At 54.1% G+C, this 17,050-nt stretch carries 15 protein-coding genes; 14 read left to right on the top strand and 1 reads right to left on the bottom strand.

Going from position 1 to position 17,050, the window contains the following annotated elements; all coding sequences use genetic code 11:
* Positions 1–120: 120 nt before the first annotated feature.
* The 7 genes from K0B01_06085 (at position 121) to K0B01_06055 (ending at position 9,458) form a co-directional block, all read left to right on the top strand.
* Positions 121–2,010: a histone-lysine N-methyltransferase gene (locus tag K0B01_06085; GenBank protein ID MBW6485703.1), complete on the top strand. Its 1,890-nt coding sequence runs from the start codon at positions 121–123 to the stop codon at positions 2,008–2,010.
* Between the two features lie 95 nt (positions 2,011–2,105).
* The gene (locus K0B01_06080) at positions 2,106–3,002 is read left to right on the top strand and encodes a MurR/RpiR family transcriptional regulator (protein ID MBW6485702.1); all 897 of its coding nucleotides are present in this window, start codon (positions 2,106–2,108) and stop codon (positions 3,000–3,002) included.
* Positions 3,003–3,079: 77 nt separating this feature from the next.
* Complete coding sequence (locus tag K0B01_06075) at positions 3,080–5,206, top strand: acetate--CoA ligase family protein (protein MBW6485701.1); 2,127 nt, start codon at positions 3,080–3,082, stop codon at positions 5,204–5,206.
* Positions 5,207–5,217: 11 nt separating this feature from the next.
* Positions 5,218–5,979 carry an enoyl-CoA hydratase/isomerase family protein gene (locus K0B01_06070; GenBank protein ID MBW6485700.1) on the top strand — a complete coding sequence of 254 codons (762 nt, stop codon included), beginning with the start codon at positions 5,218–5,220 and terminating at the stop codon, positions 5,977–5,979.
* A 31-nt stretch (positions 5,980–6,010) separates the two neighbouring features.
* On the top strand, positions 6,011–6,982 hold the full coding sequence (locus tag K0B01_06065; protein MBW6485699.1) for a TAXI family TRAP transporter solute-binding subunit: 972 nt from the start codon (positions 6,011–6,013) through the stop codon (positions 6,980–6,982).
* 71 nt (positions 6,983–7,053) lie between these two features.
* Complete coding sequence (locus K0B01_06060) at positions 7,054–7,497, top strand: DUF1850 domain-containing protein (protein ID MBW6485698.1); 444 nt, start codon at positions 7,054–7,056, stop codon at positions 7,495–7,497.
* Entirely contained in the window at positions 7,461–9,458 is a 1,998-nt protein-coding gene (locus K0B01_06055) for a TRAP transporter permease (GenBank protein MBW6485697.1), read from the top strand. Before K0B01_06060 ends, K0B01_06055 begins: the two co-directional genes overlap by 37 nt.
* A 61-nt stretch (positions 9,459–9,519) precedes the next feature.
* On the opposite strand, the gene K0B01_06050 is transcribed toward K0B01_06055, so the two are convergent.
* Entirely contained in the window at positions 9,520–11,478 is a 1,959-nt protein-coding gene (locus K0B01_06050; protein ID MBW6485696.1) for an ATP-dependent helicase, read from the bottom strand.
* A 217-nt stretch (positions 11,479–11,695) separates the two neighbouring features.
* Between K0B01_06050 and K0B01_06045 the strand changes: the two genes are divergently transcribed.
* The 7 genes from K0B01_06045 to K0B01_06015 all read left to right on the top strand — a co-directional run bounded on the left by K0B01_06045 (position 11,696) and on the right by K0B01_06015 (position 16,934).
* The gene (locus K0B01_06045; GenBank protein MBW6485695.1) at positions 11,696–12,688 is read left to right on the top strand and encodes a sigma 54-interacting transcriptional regulator; all 993 of its coding nucleotides are present in this window, start codon (positions 11,696–11,698) and stop codon (positions 12,686–12,688) included.
* Between the two features lie 163 nt (positions 12,689–12,851).
* Positions 12,852–13,073, top strand: a complete 222-nt coding sequence (locus K0B01_06040) for an addiction module protein (GenBank protein ID MBW6485694.1) — start codon at positions 12,852–12,854, stop codon at positions 13,071–13,073.
* On the top strand, positions 13,070–13,378 hold the full coding sequence (locus K0B01_06035; protein MBW6485693.1) for a type II toxin-antitoxin system RelE/ParE family toxin: 309 nt from the start codon (positions 13,070–13,072) through the stop codon (positions 13,376–13,378). Before K0B01_06040 ends, K0B01_06035 begins: the two co-directional genes overlap by 4 nt.
* A gap of 564 nt (positions 13,379–13,942) precedes the next feature.
* Complete coding sequence (locus K0B01_06030) at positions 13,943–14,176, top strand: addiction module protein (GenBank protein ID MBW6485692.1); 234 nt, start codon at positions 13,943–13,945, stop codon at positions 14,174–14,176.
* Positions 14,177–14,573: 397 nt separating this feature from the next.
* Positions 14,574–14,813 carry a hypothetical protein gene (locus K0B01_06025; GenBank protein MBW6485691.1) on the top strand — a complete coding sequence of 80 codons (240 nt, stop codon included), beginning with the start codon at positions 14,574–14,576 and terminating at the stop codon, positions 14,811–14,813.
* Between the two features lie 65 nt (positions 14,814–14,878).
* Positions 14,879–15,886 (top strand): DUF91 domain-containing protein, encoded by a 1,008-nt coding sequence (locus tag K0B01_06020; GenBank protein MBW6485690.1) that lies wholly within the window; start codon positions 14,879–14,881, stop codon positions 15,884–15,886.
* Positions 15,887–16,160: 274 nt separating this feature from the next.
* Entirely contained in the window at positions 16,161–16,934 is a 774-nt protein-coding gene (locus tag K0B01_06015; GenBank protein MBW6485689.1) for a hypothetical protein, read from the top strand.
* Positions 16,935–17,050 lie beyond the last annotated feature (116 nt).

Below are 17,050 nucleotides of genomic sequence, written 5' to 3'. Positions count from 1 at the left end.
TTTTCCCGCCTCCAGTTAACGACCAAGGAGAAGGGAAACAGAGGGCGCCTTCGGAAAGGGCGCCTTTTTTGTTTGGCGCTGTGGTGCTGGATCAACATTACAGAGAAAAAGGGGTGGGAAATGGCTAAATGGAATAAAGACAGAAGGGTTTTGGAGCACGAGCATACCAATTTCTGGAAATTCGACCTGAAGGATGTTGCAGAGCCGAACCTGCAGAAGGATGTTTTTCCCTACAGCGAGGTATGCCGGATAGACTTTGACCACAAGATTTTGCCGATCAATCCCGCAGAGGATATCTTCATAACCGACACCACGTTTCGCGACGGCCAGCAGGCGCGCCCCCCATATACGGTAAAGCAGATCGTCGATCTCTATTCGTTGATGGGCAAACTGGGGGGGCCAAACGGGGTTATCCGCCAGTCCGAGTTTTTCCTCTACAGCGCGAAGGACCGCGAGGCTGTAGATAAATGCCGCGCTCTCGGTTTGCAATTTCCGGAAATTACCGGCTGGATTCGGGCCGCCGCGGATGACGTTCAACTGGTCAAGGAGATGGGGTTGAAGGAAACCGGCATCCTGGCCTCGGTTTCCGACTATCACATCTTTCTCAAGCTGAACAAAAACAGACGGCAGGCTTTGGACGACTATCTGGCCGTAGTCCGGTCCATTCTCGATGCGGGAATAATCCCGCGCTGCCATTTCGAGGACATAACCCGTGCCGACATCTATGGTTTCGCAATCCCTTTTGCCATAGAACTAATGAAACTCCGTGAGGAAAGCGGCATAGACATCAAGGTGCGGCTCTGCGACACGATGGGATACGGCGTTTCCTATCCGGGCGCCTCATTGCCCCGCAGCGTTGACAAGCTCGTTCGCGCCTTTATCGAAGATGCCGGCGTTCCCGGACATCTGCTGGAATGGCACGGCCACAACGATTTTCACAAGGGGCTGATCAACGCCTCCCATGCCTGGCTATACGGCTGCAGCGGCGCGAACGGTGCGCTTTTGGGGATGGGTGAACGCACCGGCAACTCTCCCGTGGAGGGGTTGATCATCGAATACATCTCCTTGAAAGGAGAGGCGAACGACATAGATACTACCGCAATAACCGATATCGCCAACTATTTTGAAAAGGAGATAGGCGTTAGAATCCCTTCGAACTACCCGTTTGTAGGTTCCGATTTCAATGTGACAAGGGCCGGAGTCCATATTGACGGCTTGATTAAAAACGAAGAGATTTACAATATCTTCGATACCGCAGCCCTGCTGAAACGGCCAATTATGCCGATGGTTACGGACAAGTCCGGCAAGGCAGGGATTGCTTTCTGGATCAACTCCCATATCGGATTGAAGGGAGAAAGTGCCGTGGATAAACGCCACCCCGGCGTTTCCCGCATCCATAAATGGGTGACCGATGAATACGAATCGGGCCGGGTGACCAGTATCTCCAATGAAGAACTGGCAAGGCGCGTGCAGAAATACATTCCGGAACTCTTCATGTCCGAACTGGAAAAGATCAAACATATTGCCTCGCAAACGGCGGTTGCTGTTGTCAATCAGGTCATTGAGCATCCCGACATGAAAACCATGAAACCGGAGCTTCAGGAACCGGCGATGCAGCAGTTTATCGAGGAAAATCCTTCGATTCAGTTTGCCTACGTCGTCGATATGAACGGTCGCAAGACGACCAGGAACATTACCAATATCGCCGATCGCGCCAAATACGAAAATTACGGCGTCGGGACCGACCAGTCCGATCGCGAATGGTTCATCAAACCCCTGCAGACGGGGAAAATCCATGTCACCAATTTCTATATCTCGAAGATGACGGGGGCATTGTGCATCACGGTTTCCTCCCCGATTGTCGATGAGAATGACGAGATGGTGGGAATCTTCGGCGTTGATATCAAATTTGAGGATTGGGTAAAAAGGGTGGAAGATATCGCCGAGGCTACCCAGATTGCCTTGCGAGAGGAATACGAGGCAAAATCAAAATCGGATCGTTGGGTTTAGTTTCATGTTTTGAGTTATTTGAATTATTTCTTGACACCCGGTTTCGATTATGAAATAATTTCTTCACAGCTACCATTTAGTGAAGGAGTTATTTCATGCCACTCAACTCCATTCTTGCAGACAACCGGATTCAACTGACCGAGGCCCAGAAACACGCGGCTCAGTACATCATGGACCATTACGAGGAGTCGATCTTTCTGACTGCCTCGAAACTGGCCCAAAAGGCGGCTGTCAGCGAAGCAACCATCGTACGGCTGGCAAAGGTACTGGGATTCGGCGGTTATCCAAAATTACAGCAAATGCTCCGCACCAAACTCCAGGACCGTCTGACCACAGTCACTCGACTCGAAAAAACCGTTAAAAACATCCAGATGAACGGCGACATCCTCACGAAGATCATGAAGGAGGACATCCAGAACCTTTCCGAGACCCTCCGGGATATCTCCCTGGAAACGTTCCACCAGGCCGTCACCGATATGAAGAACGCCCGACGCATATATGTCGTGGGGTTCCGCGGAGCCCACGCCCCGGCTCTTGTCCTGGCCCTTTATCTTCGTTTCCTGGGAAAACAGGCAACGCCTGTGATCCCAGGCTACGGGGATATCTGGAATACCCTCCACGGCTTGGACGCCGAGGATCTCAGCATCGGAATCAGTTTTCCGAGATATACGAAGCTGACAATCGATGTTCTGAAATACGCCAAGGAAAACGGCGCCCGGGTCGGCGCCATCACCGACTCCCTCGTCTCACCCCTCGCCCGCAATGCGGACTGGGTCCTGCCGGTCCACTCCCGACTTGATTCCTTCATCGAATCCTTTACCGCAGCCATGAGCCTAGTGAACGCCCTGCTGACGGAACTCAGCGTCCAGAATCCGGAGGAGACCATGAAGGCCTTGAAGGACAGGGAACTCCTCTGGCAACAGAAGGAAATATACGTTCTCCCTTACGCCGATTACAAGAACGAGCGTAAGAAAAACACCTCCCCCCGATAACGCAGATTGTTTCGGGGGTTGGACAAGCCCGTCCCTTCATGTATATCCATGGGAAAATTCGTTATAAGGAGGGTATCATGCAATCGTTAAATCGTCTTTTTAACCCCGCCTCCATCGCGATCATAGGGGCCTCCGAAGTCCCCGGCAAGGCAGCCGAGCGGCGCACCAGGAGTTTGATCCAGGGGGGTTACCCCGGAAAAATCTTCCTCATCAACCCCAAGCGGGATACCCTGTTCGGGAAAAAAGCCTATACCTCAATCCTCGACATCGGAGAGGCGGTGGATCTTGTCATGGTTGTCGTCGCCCCGAAGTTTATTCCCCAGGCCGTGGCCGACAGCGTCAAGATGCACGCCAAGGGGATCGTGATCATCACTGCCGGCCTCGGAGAAACGGGTGAAGAGGGCAAGCGGATCGAAGCGGAAATACTGCGGATCGCCACCGAGGGAAACGCCAAGATCATCGGCCCTAACTGCTCGGGGCTCTTCTCTGCCTCCGGCGGGATGAACCTTCTCGGGGTTCCGCCGATCAAAAAAGGGCCTCTCGCCGTCATCGCCCAGAGCGGGAACATCATCGACTCGATCACCCACTACGCCGAAATGCGCGGAGTCGGACTTAGCCACATCATCTCCGCCGGAAACGCCATTGGCGTAAAGTTCCACGAGTACATCGAATACCTGGGACAGGACGAGGGAACCAAAGCGATCCTGATGTACATGGAGGGAATCAAGGAGGGCGGACAGATCGTCCGGGCAGCACGCGAGGTCTCGAAGCTGAAACCGGTCGTTGTTCTCAAGGTGGGGCGGAGCAAGGCCGGCGCCAGAGCCGCCGCCTCCCACACCGGCTCAATCGCTGGCGACGACGCCGTCGTGGAAGCGGCCTTCCGCCAGGCGGGGATTGTCCGGGTCACCAACGTGGACGAGATGTTCGATGTCGCCATGTCCTTTGCCAACATGCCCCTGCCGAAGGGAAACCGGGTCGCCATCGTCTCCGAGGGGGGAGGAGACAATTCGGTAGCCGCGGACAATTCCGAACATTTCGGTTTGGAGGTCCCTGTCCTTCCCCAGGCAACCCAGGAGCGGATCCGCCCGTTCCTGCTCGCCGGGATGCCGGCCTCAAACCCGATTGATTACGGCGGGACGGCCGAGGAGAACCCCGACATGATCAGCAAGGTCGTCGAGGCCCTCATGGAGGAGCAGGGGATCGATTCCATCTATCTCACAGGATTTTTCGGCGGGTTCAAGGAAATCATCGCCCCGCACGTCGGCGAACTGGAAGAGAAGACCTCGCGGGAACTGGTCCGTCTGATGCGGCAGTACGGCAAGCCGATCGCCGTTCACACCTCCTTTGCCCAATCCCCCTTCCGCTCAATGCAAATACTAAGTGAAAACGGCGTATTGCTGACCCCCTCCTCGGAGCGGGCCGCACAGTGCCTGGCATATATGGCAAAATTCGCTGCCCGACGGAAAATCCTGAATCTCGCGAGTCCTCTGCCGGCCATTCCGACAGATGTTGACAAGGCCAGGACCCTGATCGAGGCTGTGAAGCAGGCGGGCAGAAAAAATCTCCTGGAGACGGAGGCCCGGGAACTCCTTACGTACTACGGTGTCTCCCTTCCTCCAGCAACACTGGCGAAAACAGCGAATGACGCAGTCGCGGCCGCAGCGGCTCTCGGCTTTCCCGTCGCCCTGAAGATTGTCTCCCCCGAAATCATCCACAAGTCCGACGCGGGCGGAATCCTCCTGAACCTGAGTGACGAGGCTGCTGTCCGCGAGGGCTTCGCGGAGGTCGTAGCCAACGCTTCTCGTCGCAGCAGCCCGGAAAAGGTTTTGGGCGTCCTCGTCGCCCCGATGGCGCCACCTGGGCAGGAGTGCATTGTCGGGATGATCCGGAATCCCCAGTTTGGCACGGTTCTCATGTTCGGCCTTGGCGGAATCTTCGTGGAGGTGTTGAAGGACGTCTCCTTCCGGGTCGCCCCCCTGACCGATCTCGACATGGAGGAGATGATCCATGAAATCAAGGGATATCCCCTCCTCAGCGGCGTCCGTGGGCAGAAACCGAAGGATACCGGAATCCTTAAGGATCTCCTCCGGGTGATCGCCCAGTTGGCGGCCGATCATCCGGAAATTCAGGAAGTGGATATCAATCCCATTATCGTGCATGAACAGGGGGCGTCCATCGTCGACGCCCGGATCATCATCGCCTAAGGAGGATTATCATGACCTTTGAATGCATCATTTACGAGAAAAAAGAGGGGGTTGCCGTCATCACCCTGAACCGACCCGAAGTACTCAACGCCATGAACAAACAGCTCTGGCTCGACATCGAGCAGGCCCTCGCTGACGCCCGCGAGGACGACAGCGTCCGGGTACTCATATTCACCGGGACGGGACGCGCCTTTTCAACCGGCGCGGACCTCAAGGACTCCAAAGGGCGATCGCTCAAAGCCTACCGGGACTATCTGGTTCACCTCCAGGATATCTCCCGCCAGATCATCCGCTATCCGAAGCCGACCATCGCCGCCGTAAATGGATTCGCCTTGGGAAGCGGCTACGAGTTGGCCCTGGCCTGCGACATCCGGATCGCCGCGGAAGGGGCGAAGTTCGGTTCCCCCGAGGCGCGGGTCTCCTCCTCGGTCACCGGCGGCGCGATGCGCCTCGTGCAGGATCTGGTCGGCTCCGGCAAGGCCCGGGAGCTCCTGTTTACCTGCGACTATATCGACGGGAAGGAAGCGGAACGGATCGGCCTGGTCAATAAGGCTGTTCCCGCCGAACAATTGATGGAAGAGACCTTTGCCATGGCGAAGAAGATTGCCGCCAATTCGCTTTTTTCCATCAACCTGATCAAGAAGGGACTCAACATGGCCTCGGAGGTCAGCCTGGAGGCGCTGATGGACTATGAGGTCGAGGCATGCCTGGCAACCGTTTCGGCGCCGGAACGGCTGGATAAGTTGGAGGAGTTCGCTGAGCGGAAAAAATAACCAACCATTAATAACGAAGGAGGGTATGAAAATGAAACGTTCAATGATCATGATATTTGCGGTACTGGTGGCAGCGTCCCTGGGGTTTGCGCCCCAGACGTTCGCTGCGGAAAAGAAGGTCTTTCTGACGCTCGCCTCGGGAAGCCCCGGCGGGGCCTATTATCCGCTCGGGGGCGGAATGTCAGTCATCGTCCAGAAAACAGTGGAAGGCTTCCGCTGCGCCGCCGAATCCACAGGAGCCTCGGTGGAGAACAGCCGTCTCGTCGGCAACGGCGATTCGGACATGGGAATGGTGATGGGGAGCGTCGGCTACAACGCCTCCCAGGGAAAGGCGCCTTTTGAAAAGAAATACGACATCGTCTCCCTGTTCCAGATGTACCCGGCGCCCCAGCACCTCGTGACGACGGTTCAGTCCGGAATCAAGAGCATCGCCGATCTGAAGGGCAAGAAGGTTTCGATCGACGTCCCCGGCAGCGGCTGCTCGACGATGGCCAAGATCATTCTCGAAGAGGCCGGATTCAATCTGGAGAAAGACCTCACCATCGCCAACCTCTCGCAGACGGAATCGGTCCAGGCCCTCAAGGACGGGGTCGTGGACGCGGTCTTCTTCAACTTCGCCTATCCGGGCTCGGCGGTGATGGACCTGGCGGCAACCCGCGACATCGTCCTGGTTCCGGTCGAACAGAAACTGGCGGACAAAATCATCAAGAAGTACCCCTATTACGTAAAGATCACCATCCCGGGGAAGACCTACTCCAAGGTGGATGACGATGTCCTCGCGCTGGGCGATTCCAACGTGATGATCGCCAACAAGAAGATGAAGAACGACGTGGCTTACAAGATTGTGAAGGCGATCTACAGCAACGTCAAGGAGGGGAAGTACGCCCTGATCAACGTCCATCCGGTAGCGGCCCAGTTGACGCCGCAGAATGCCGTGAACAGCCCGCTTCCGCTTCACCCCGGCGCGGCGAAATATTTCAGGGAAGTCGGGGCGCTGAAGTAGGAGGAAGGGAAAAACGCATCAAAGGGTCGCCTGTGTACAAAGCTCTCTGTCTGGCACTCATGTTCTTACCGATGGCGGAGCCGGCATTTGCCGGCGCCGCCGCGGAGCGGGAGTGGACCCTTCAGATCGTCCGTAAGGCCGGAGAGGAGGCGCTCTGGGAATCTCCCGTGAAGCGGGGGGATTTTTTCACCATTGAATACCGCCACTCCTCCGACCACACACCGGTGCGGGATCTGTTCACGATCGACGATGACGGGGAGATCATTCTTATCGAGGAAAGCTACCTCTGGTATGGGGCGGGTCTGGAATCCCACCCCGATATCGGGATAACCGACTTCTCCGGGGAATGGACCCGGGTGCGTCTGCACCGACCTTTCCCACGGTTTCTGCTCCGGGTTGGAGAAGTCGCCAACCACGTCCTGATCCTTCACGGTCGGGAAATACCGCTGTTGTCCATTGCAAAGAAAAGGGAGTCTGTATGGATTCGCACAATGAAGAGCGGCAGCAAACGATAAAAAAGGAACAGGAGACGGAAGAGGCCCTGGCGGCGCAACGCGCCAAAGAGGTGCTCGACGAATTCGAACGGAAACGCCAATACAAGAACCTTCCCGCCCTGTTCATTAAGATCGTGGCAGTGATGACATCCAGCTATCACCTGCTGTACGCCTATTTTCACCCCTTCTTCGCACTGGACCACCGGGCGATCCACTGGCTGTTCATGTCCTTGCTGCTGTTTGCCCTTTACCCTTTTTCCAAGAAGCGGTCGCCGCTCAAGCGTATGTCCCTCCCGGACGTGGTGCTGCTGATCATTTCAGTGGCCATCTGCCTGTGGATTTTTATCAATTCCACTGCCATTCTCAACCGTGCGGGAAGCTTCCGAACGATGGATGTCGTCACGAGCACCATCCTCGTACTGATTATCCTGGAGGCGGCCCGGCGCGCCGCGGGCATGGCCGTTCCTCTGATCGCCGTCGTCTTCATCGGCTACGCCCTCTTCGGGCCTTATCTCCCGGATGCCCTGGCCCACAAGGGGTACAGCATCCAGCGGCTCTCCACCTACCTTTCTCTTTCCACAGACGGGATATTCGGCATCCCCCTCGGTGTGTCGGCCAACTTCATCCTCCTGTTCATTCTCTACGGCGCCCTGCTCCGGAAGACCGGCGCCGGAGAGTTTTTTACGGACGTGGCCTTCGCCCTGACCGGCTGGACGAGAGGGGGACCTGCGAAGGCAGCCGTCGTCTCCAGCACCTTCTTCGGGATGATCTCGGGGAGTTCGGTTGCCAACACGGTCACGACGGGAACCTTCACCATCCCCCTGATGAAAAGGACCGGCTATCCCGCCCATTTCGCGGGCGGCGTCGAAGCGGCATCCTCCACTATGGGGCAGATCATGCCGCCCATCATGGGGGCCGCCGCCTTCATCATGGCGGAGTTTCTCTCCGTCCCCTACTACAAGGTCTGCATCGCCGCCGCCATCCCGGCGACACTCGCCTTCTTCTCGACGTTCATGCAGGTCCACTTCCGGGCCGTTTCCCTGGGTCTCGTCGGTCTTCCCCGGAACGAACTGCCGAAGATCGGTGCCGCCTTTGCCGCGGGTTGGCACCACCTCTTCTCCATCTTCCTGCTGATCGCTTTTTTGATGCAGGACTTTTCTCCGGAACGGGCCGTTTTCTGGGCGATCCTCGCCACAGTCGCCACCTCCTTCCTCATGAGCATTATCCGGAAGGAATCGCTGAAGACCTTCGGGAAGCTGATCCTGGAGGGTCTCGAGGAGGGCGCAGTCGGCGCAGTCGAGGTGGCAGCCGCCTGTGCCGCGGCGGGCATTATCATTGGATCCATCACGATGACCGGTCTGGGGATCAAATTTTCTTCAATGATCGTCGATGCCTCCATGGGACAGCTCTACCTGGCTCTGCCGTTCACCATGATCGCCTGCCTGTTCCTGGGAATGGGGGTGCCGACGACGGCCCAGTATGTCATCATCTCGGCGCTGGTGGCGCCTGCTCTCGTCCAGATGGGGGTCCTGCCGATGGCCGCCCACCTGTTCATTCTCTATTTCGGAACGCGCGCCGACATCACCCCCCCCGTGGCTCTGGCCGCCTATGCCGGGGCGGGGATCGCCCGCTCAGACCCCTGGAAGACGGGACTGGCAGCCTTCCAGCTCGGGATCGCCGGCTTCATCATCCCCTTCATGTTTGTCTATGCCCCCGAACTGCTCTTCGTCGGCAGCCTCTGGAAGATACTTCTGGCGTTGCTTACGGCCACATTCGGAGTGATCTGTCTGGCTGCTGCCGTCCAGCGCTGCATGCTGGTCAGGACCACCTGGTACGAGGTATTGCTGCTGCTGGTCACCTCTTTTTTGCTGATCAAACCGGGCCTCCAGACCGACCTGATCGGCGTCGCTCTGTTCCTTGTTGTTTTTCTGTTCCAGTGGTTCCGCAGAAAACGCGAAGGGCAAGCGGAATCTGCGGCATGACGAACGGCCACGTAGGCCAGTTTCTGGAAGGGGGCAGACAGGTGTTGATGGTCGCGCTGTCCTAAAAGTCTTCGACCTGCCATCTTTCATAGGGAAGATCCTTGGCGTTTCGCGAATAGGGGGAAAGTTCCATGATGAAACGGGAGGGACTGACCGGCATATTTCCCATCCCCCGCGAATAGTCGGTAAGGGGATAGCTGAGGTATAACTGGTCCTTGGCGCGGGTCGCCGCAACGTAAAAAAGCCGCCTTTCCTCTTCTTCCCCGCCCTCATCCTTCAACGCCCGGGCCAGCGGCATCATCCCCTCGCTGCACCAGATCATCAGCACTGCCTGCCATTCCAGCCCTTTCGCCTGATGGATGGACGACAGGACAACGCGCTCCTGCAGCATCGTTTCGTTATCGGCGTCGTCACCGTTGACGCTGGTCAACAGGGCAAGTTCACTCAAGAAATCCTCCGGTGAGGAAAAGCGCGAGGAAAAATTCATGAACTGCAACAGGTCTTCCTCACGGGAGGCAGCATCGCTGCGGTTCTCCCGGAGAAGATCGATGTATCCGTTTTTAATGATTGCTTCGATAAGCAAAGGCGGAGCGCTTCCCCTTGCGGCATTGACGGCCCGAAAGGTCTCGAGAAAGCGTCCGAGCCCGGGGGCTGCCGAACGGGGCGCCGCCTTCTTGAAATCGTCGGTTAGAACCGCCGCCAAGGTATCCGCCTGCCCGTTAATATACCGCCAGAGCTTGTCCGCCGTCGCGGGGCCGATTTTATCGTAAAGGCCAAGCGCCCTTTTCCAAGCCATTTCATCCTTCGGATTGACGATTATCCGGAGATAGGCCGTAACATCCTTGATATGGGCCTGCTCAAAAAAACGTATCCCCGACCGGATCTCGAACGGAATTCCCCGGCGTGTCAGCTCCATCTGCACCTCCATCGAATGGAAATGCGCCCGATACAACACCGCTATCTCACTCAGGGGAACGCCGCTGCGGTTTAGCTCCAGTATCCGCTGGGCGACGAAATCGGCCTGCTGCAGGACATTCCGGGTGGGAACGAGAACGGGGCGCACACCTTTTCCCCGCACCGCCCGCAGGGTTTTCTGAAACTGGTTTTCATTGTTGTTGATGCTCAGGTTCGCCAGATTAAGGATCTCCGGGGTGCTGCGATAGTTCGTCTCCAGCTTGAACATCCGGCAATCGGGATACAAGTCGGGAAAATTCATGATATTTTCATAATTGGCGCCCCGGAAGGAGTAGATGCTCTGGGAATCGTCGCCGACAACCATCAAGTTGCGGTGGCGGGCGGCAAGGAGGTTCATGATTTCCGCCTGAAGACGGTTGGTGTCCTGATATTCATCGACAAGGATATGGAGGAATCGCTCCGCATAGTAGTCCCTTGCTTCCGGAAAATTCAGGAGCAGCTCCCGCCAGAAAAAGAGCAGATCGTCAAAATCCATGACATTCAACGCCTGTTTCCTCGTTCTGTACCGGGAGGCGACGGCAAGGATATCCTCCGTGCGATTCTCAAAATACGGGTAGCGATTCGCGATTATGTCCGGAATGGCAATTTCCGTATTAATTCCGAGGCTGATGATCCCGCCGACAACGTCCCCTTTAGGAAATTTGCCGGCCTTGTCGTCAATCCCCAGCTCCTTGATGCAGGTATTGAGCAATTGGCGGGAATCCTCGCTGTCGAGGATGGAAAAGTTGGCGGCAAATCCCAGGCGGCTCGCGTGCACGCGCAGGGTGCGGTGGGCCAGGTGATGAAATGTTCCCCCCCATAAACCGTTTATATCACGGCCGATCAGCTTTTCAACCTGCGAAAGCATTGAGCGGGCGGCCTTGTTGGTGAAGGTTGCCAACATTATTCGCTCCGGGGGAATCCCCTCTTCCACAAGATGGGCAACACGGCAGGTAAGCGTCCGGGTCTTACCGCTCCCCGCCCCGGCAATAACCAGTATCGGCCCGCCCGCTTCAACAACGACCTGAAGCTGCTCGGCGTTAAGTTCACTTTTATAGTCAATCATTGTTAATCTTCCCTTGCCCGCCCTGCTTCCGGACAGCCACTAAGGTCGCCCCTGCAATCAAGCTGATCCGCCAGCCCCGATTCGCCACGGGGTTATAGGTTAAAAGGCAATGTCGGTCAATATTTAATATTCCCTTTTCCTGGCTTTCTTCCTTGACAGGTTGTTGATCTGATTATAATGTCACGGCGTATTATTAAAAAATATTCGAGAGATGGCTATGGATATTCTGCTCACCTTTGCCGGAAACCGGGATCCGTTCAATGCCGAAATCGTCAAGGGGGTATTCACCGACGGACCGGTACTTACGCTGCTTGCGGAGCGATCCTTTGCTGCCGTCCACATCTTCACCACGCCGAACACCCTTCTCAACGCCCAGCAGCTCCAGCAGGAGATCGTTACACGGGTAGAGAAATGCCGTACCCATATCCACAACCTCGACATCCCCGATCCCACCGATTACGAGGCCCTCTTTCTGCACATGAGTGGGCTTTGCCGTAAAATTCTGGACGAATATCGGGATCAAAAGCCGGTATGCTCCGTCGCCACGGCCTCCGGAACGCCGCAGATGCAGACCGTCTGGTTTCTACTCGCCCAGTCGGGACTGGTACCCGCCACACTCCTCAAGATTACGCCGCCGCGCTTCCTGAGACCAGCTCAAAAGGCCGTTACCGAGATTCGCCTTTCGCTGGGATCCTTTCCCCGGATCACACTGCCTTCGCCGGAAACGCTGGAGATAGCCGCAACCTACCTTCGCAAGGAAAAACTGGAAGCCGAGCGGGAGGAACTGGTTCGGGAATTCTCGGGTCAAAATATGATCGGCCGGAGTCCGGCCATAACGAAGGTCATGGAGACCGTCCGGGCTGCTGCCCTGTACGATTCTGCCATTCTGATCCAGGGTGAAACGGGAACGGGCAAGGAACTTGTCGCCCGGGCGATCCATTTCAACAGCACCCGCAAGAATGAACCCATAATCACCGTCAACTGTGCCGCTATCCCCGAAACCCTCGTGGAGAGCGAACTGTTCGGTCACGAGAGGGGCGCCTTCACCGGGGCCGATCGGCAGAAGAAGGGAAAATTCGAACTCGCCGATCGGGGCACGATCTTCTTGGACGAGATCGGGGACATGCCCCTGCCCGCCTCCTCGGCGTCAAACCCCACACCTTACGAAAACGGGCCAAAGAAAGGTTCGGGCTTTAGGATTGGAAGATAGCTGTTGATATTTCATAAGCTTAAGTTTATCGTTTTCCACACGTGGTCGATGATCAATGCCGATCCGCAAATAGCAGCGAATAGCGATGTAGTATCTTATACTATCGCCGGAACTCGGAATTCATACCAATAGCTGATCATGGAAAAGTAAGGAGGTAAAAAGAATGGCTTCAGAGACAGATGAAATTTCCAGGAAGATTGATGAGTTGCCAGATACGGATAAAGCCATGCTCGTTGATATGATTCTGGCAAAACTTGATCGGCCCGATCCTGAGTTGGATAAGATATGGGCGGAGGAAGCGACAAAACGGTGGGCTGCTTATAAAGAAGGTCGGCTCAAGGCGATTCCCTATGACGAGGTGATGGCGAGGTATCGCGATCGATGAGGGTTCGCTTTCTTGAACTGGCTCAATACGAATTGGACGATGCCTTTTTATGGTATGAAAAGCAAATGCCGGGTCTTGGCCGGGAATTGTTGGACGAGGTGGACAGATCTATACGGCGCATCGCCCAATGGCCTTTCGCGGGGATAGAACTGAGCGCTGGTCTGCGTCGTTGCCTGGTAAAGCGGTTCCCTTATGGGATTATTTATGGAGTTGAAGAGGACACGATGGTGGTTGTGTCTGTCGCTCATCTACATCGAAAACCTTTTTATTGGATAGACCGCTGGGGGAAGACAAAAGAGGTATGAAATAGTAACTAATATTACCTAATTAGTGATATAATTTACTAAAGTATTTTCGTCGGCGTGAGCATTATTCAAGCATAATCAAGTATTTTCAATGTATTAAAGACTGGCACCTTTCTTTGGCATGGTTGCTGCTTTATTCATCCTTCAAAATCAACGCATCAAGGAGGCAGCACATAACCAAGATCATCTTTACGGGAATCACGTTTTTTTGTATGTTCTTTCTAACCGGTTGTGCCACGATCATGTCCCACGGGCCGCAAACCATTCCCAATCTGACGCAGCCGGACGGCGCGGAATGTGAGATAATCGACGTCGCCGCCGGAAAAAGCATCGTCAAGGCCAAGACCCCGCACACGGCCACCCTGGAGAGAGGCGACGGATATTTTCAGAAAAAGTTCTACAATATCACACTGTCGAAAGAGGGCTATGTAACCGAGAAGGTCTCCATCGCGCCGGAGCTGAACCCCTGGTACATCGGCAACCTGCTTTTCGGGGGAATCATCGGAATGTTGATCGTCGATCCGCTAACCGGCAGCATGTGGCGCTTCGAAGAAAAGGAGGCTGATGATGAATGTCGATTTAAAGTGGATAGAAAAGGAAGTTTTTTCCCTCTCTTCCCAGGAGCGCGCCCGGCTTGCGATGAATCTGATCAAGAGTCTCGATACTCACGACGATGCCGATGTAGAAGAGCTCTGGCTGCAGGAAGCCGAACGGCGTTATCGTGAATACCGGGTGGGGAAACTCCAAACGAAGTCAGCCGACGATGTTTTTCGGGATGCGTTCTCGAAGGTGCGATGAAGAAAGTCATTTTTCTCCCTTTGGCAGAACAGGAAATGAACGAAGCCGCGATCTTCTATGAAACCCACAGCCGAGGACAGGGACAAGCGTTCTTATCCGCGATTAAATCTGGGAAACGTCTCTTCTTTCCTCTTCACAAATAAGCATATCGGTGATAGTAAAAGGGAACCTGAAGCAACGGAGGGCTCTACCATGGTTGGGTTTGATCGGATTCCCAGATAATGGGAGAGCGCGCCTGCGTACGGGGCATGCATGTAACCGTGCCGTTGATCGTGAACCTGGCAGCCAATGGCATAGTACAGAAGAAATCTTCGATTTTGTCCGTCAAAAAGGCGCCTTTGCCTGATGAGGGCTCGATATGTTAGATCACGATGAAGTCAGTATGGGAGGTTAATCTATGAGAGCGTATAAAACACATCTGACTGTAAAGGACCCCAAACGAGTTGTGTTGACAGATCTACCCTTCAGAGCAGGACAACGTATCGAGGTGCTTATCTTGTGGGAGGATTCACCTGACAATGCCGCCCGGGATTTTGAGCTGCTATTGAAAGAAACGCAGTCATTGCCGCAAGCCCAGGCAATCAGCGAGGCGGATATAGCCGCTGAAATAGCGGCATACCGAAGCGTTCATCTTTGAAGGGCATGTAAGTAAATGATATGAGAGTCTTCGGCATACAATCGGACGGCCAGTTCCATGAGTATATGAGAACGCCATTTCAGGTCGATCATGAAGAGGCCGTTCTCGAAGGCTGGCTGGAATCGAATCCGGACGGCATCTTAGAGGATGGAAACATCTTGATCATCGGTCGGCAGATCGCAACCGATTTGGGAGGATTCATCGACCTCCTCGGTGTGGACCGAAAAGGGGATATGGTCGTTATCGAACTCAAGAGAGATCGGACACCACGCGACACGCTCGCCCAAGCACTCGAGTATGCATCGTTTGCCGAACGTCTGGACACGGAACAACTGGAGGCGATTCTGCGATCATATCTGAACGACGAGTCTCTGAATCTTGCGGAATACCATCGAGAATACTTTAAGCTTGGTTCAGATGAAGCGGTGGCCTTCAACAAGGACCAGCGTGTTGTTATCGTCGGGCAGCGGGTCACTCCGGAAATTCGACAGACGGCCTCATTCCTTCGGTCCAAAGGATTCAGGGTGACCTGCGTTGAATTCACATTCTTTCAGGCCAATGGCGGAACCCGCCTCCTGTCCCAAGAGATCGTGGTTGGTAAGGAATCTGTGAAACCGGGCCATGTGGCCTCAGGCTCCCTGCCCATCGTGACCGTGAACGAGTTTTTGAATTCGCTCGACGATAACGGCAAAGCCGTTTTCTCTCGAATTCTTCAATTCGCCAAAGAGATGTCATTGCCAATTCACTGGGGAACCAAGGGCTTCTCGCTGAATGTTGATCTCAAAGGAAGCCATGTCGCCGTTTGTTATGGATACCCCACCGGGTCCGTTTACAAACAGGTCCTTTACACCGCTTTTCGAGGGCCTGGCAGTATGGCGCGCAAGACCTCCGTTCCAGAGGATGTCCGCTCAACCCTTTGGGACAAGGCAAAATCAACGGGTCTTTTCATTCCGGCAGGCCGGGAATTGAAGTGCATGATCAATACAAAGTTTTCAGACGAAGAGATATCTTCTCTTTGGGGCTGGTGTAAGGCTGTTACGGAGGCCATCAGAAAATACGGTCTCAAGGAATAAAACTGCTGAACCATTTCGTTCAGCGATTCGGAAGGCTGGGCAGTTTCACTCTGTGTTTTCTCATGTGGCTGATGAAAATGTTAGGCGGGGGAGCGTAGATCAATAATCCAAGTTGTGGACCAAGACTCTCCAAATTACAACCGCTGTAAAATTCGGGAAACTGATTGAAATACCTGCGGACTCCATGTAGAAAATTAATCGTCCCCGGGTGTGCGTTCCCTTCAAATAATCGTGCTTTCTCATAATAATTTTCATGGAGTACGCACAGATTAATATGGAAATCTCTGAATACATCCTTAATGGCAACATCTATGGAATTTGGTTAGTATGCCTCTTTTGGGTTGGGTATCTTTTAATCATAAAAATCGATTTGAAGCATCCCCGGGTTTTACCGAAATTAATAATCGCGGTAATTTTATTCGGTATCCCTACGCTTTTTTCTTACTTGCATTACCCATGGCAAATGATTCTCATCTCCAGTTTCACAGTTTTCCCAATTGTGATTTTGTTATTCACATCAATTTTCTGGCCTTTACCGCACGAATTAATATTCCTGTTTTGGCTTAAAAAGAAAAAGCTTAACAAGCACTTAATGGTTAGTAATGATCTGGAAAATAGATTTTCCTGGATTTTGTTAACAACTCCTGGGAAAATTCAGTTCTTAACAAACCTGATAAGTTATTACAGCAGGACTAACCTTTCAAAATATATCCATCAGTGTATCCTAAACTATGCACGACTCCCTCTTTTTAAAGCTGAAAAAACTGCATTTGAGCTTGATCGAGGCGTATCCTACATTCAAATGGGGGCTACAAGCAAAGTCGAACAGATATTGGAAGAAGCTTCTGCTTCTTTTAAGCGCACGTCAAAGTACTTTTTCCTCTTGGCTTGCGTTGGGCGGTGCAAAGGTCTATTTGATAAGGAAAGAGTCCACTTTGAAAAAGCCTTACACCTTCAAGGCGAGGATGATTCTTTAAAATGCCAAATATACAATAATATTGCGGTCTGTTGGCGGCGGCGTGAAAATGTCCTAAATTTGGCGGTTTGAAAATGTACGGTCTAAAGCGCTATTTGAAGAGGCGCTGGGACCATTTTTCAGGTTCCAGCGCCTACTTGACACCAAGGATTTATGTCTCGATTATATCTTTCATTCGATAGCTGTCG

The sequence above is a fragment of the Syntrophobacterales bacterium genome (genome assembly GCA_019429105.1).
In the GTDB taxonomy this organism is placed as follows: Bacteria; Desulfobacterota; Syntrophia; order Syntrophales; family UBA5619; genus DYTH01.
This window is presented reverse-complemented; position numbering and strand designations above follow the sequence as displayed.

What these genes read in the sequence shown, in the direction of transcription:
- K0B01_06085 (MBW6485703.1), top strand. Translation starts at nt 121, where the DNA reads ATGGCTAAATGGAATAAAGACAGAAGGGTTTTGGAGCACGAGCATACC.
- K0B01_06080 (MBW6485702.1), top strand. Translation starts at nt 2,106, where the DNA reads ATGCCACTCAACTCCATTCTTGCAGACAACCGGATTCAACTGACCGAG.
- K0B01_06075 (MBW6485701.1), top strand. Translation starts at nt 3,080, where the DNA reads ATGCAATCGTTAAATCGTCTTTTTAACCCCGCCTCCATCGCGATCATA.
- K0B01_06070 (MBW6485700.1), top strand. Translation starts at nt 5,218, where the DNA reads ATGACCTTTGAATGCATCATTTACGAGAAAAAAGAGGGGGTTGCCGTC.
- K0B01_06065 (MBW6485699.1), top strand. Translation starts at nt 6,011, where the DNA reads ATGAAACGTTCAATGATCATGATATTTGCGGTACTGGTGGCAGCGTCC.
- K0B01_06060 (MBW6485698.1), top strand. Translation starts at nt 7,054, where the DNA reads ATGGCGGAGCCGGCATTTGCCGGCGCCGCCGCGGAGCGGGAGTGGACC.
- K0B01_06055 (MBW6485697.1), top strand. Translation starts at nt 7,461, where the DNA reads ATGGATTCGCACAATGAAGAGCGGCAGCAAACGATAAAAAAGGAACAG.
- K0B01_06050 (MBW6485696.1), bottom strand. Translation starts at nt 11,478, where the DNA reads ATGATTGACTATAAAAGTGAACTTAACGCCGAGCAGCTTCAGGTCGTT.
- K0B01_06045 (MBW6485695.1), top strand. Translation starts at nt 11,696, where the DNA reads ATGGATATTCTGCTCACCTTTGCCGGAAACCGGGATCCGTTCAATGCC.
- K0B01_06040 (MBW6485694.1), top strand. Translation starts at nt 12,852, where the DNA reads ATGGCTTCAGAGACAGATGAAATTTCCAGGAAGATTGATGAGTTGCCA.
- K0B01_06035 (MBW6485693.1), top strand. Translation starts at nt 13,070, where the DNA reads ATGAGGGTTCGCTTTCTTGAACTGGCTCAATACGAATTGGACGATGCC.
- K0B01_06030 (MBW6485692.1), top strand. Translation starts at nt 13,943, where the DNA reads ATGATGAATGTCGATTTAAAGTGGATAGAAAAGGAAGTTTTTTCCCTC.
- K0B01_06025 (MBW6485691.1), top strand. Translation starts at nt 14,574, where the DNA reads ATGAGAGCGTATAAAACACATCTGACTGTAAAGGACCCCAAACGAGTT.
- K0B01_06020 (MBW6485690.1), top strand. Translation starts at nt 14,879, where the DNA reads ATGAGAACGCCATTTCAGGTCGATCATGAAGAGGCCGTTCTCGAAGGC.
- K0B01_06015 (MBW6485689.1), top strand. Translation starts at nt 16,161, where the DNA reads ATGGAAATCTCTGAATACATCCTTAATGGCAACATCTATGGAATTTGG.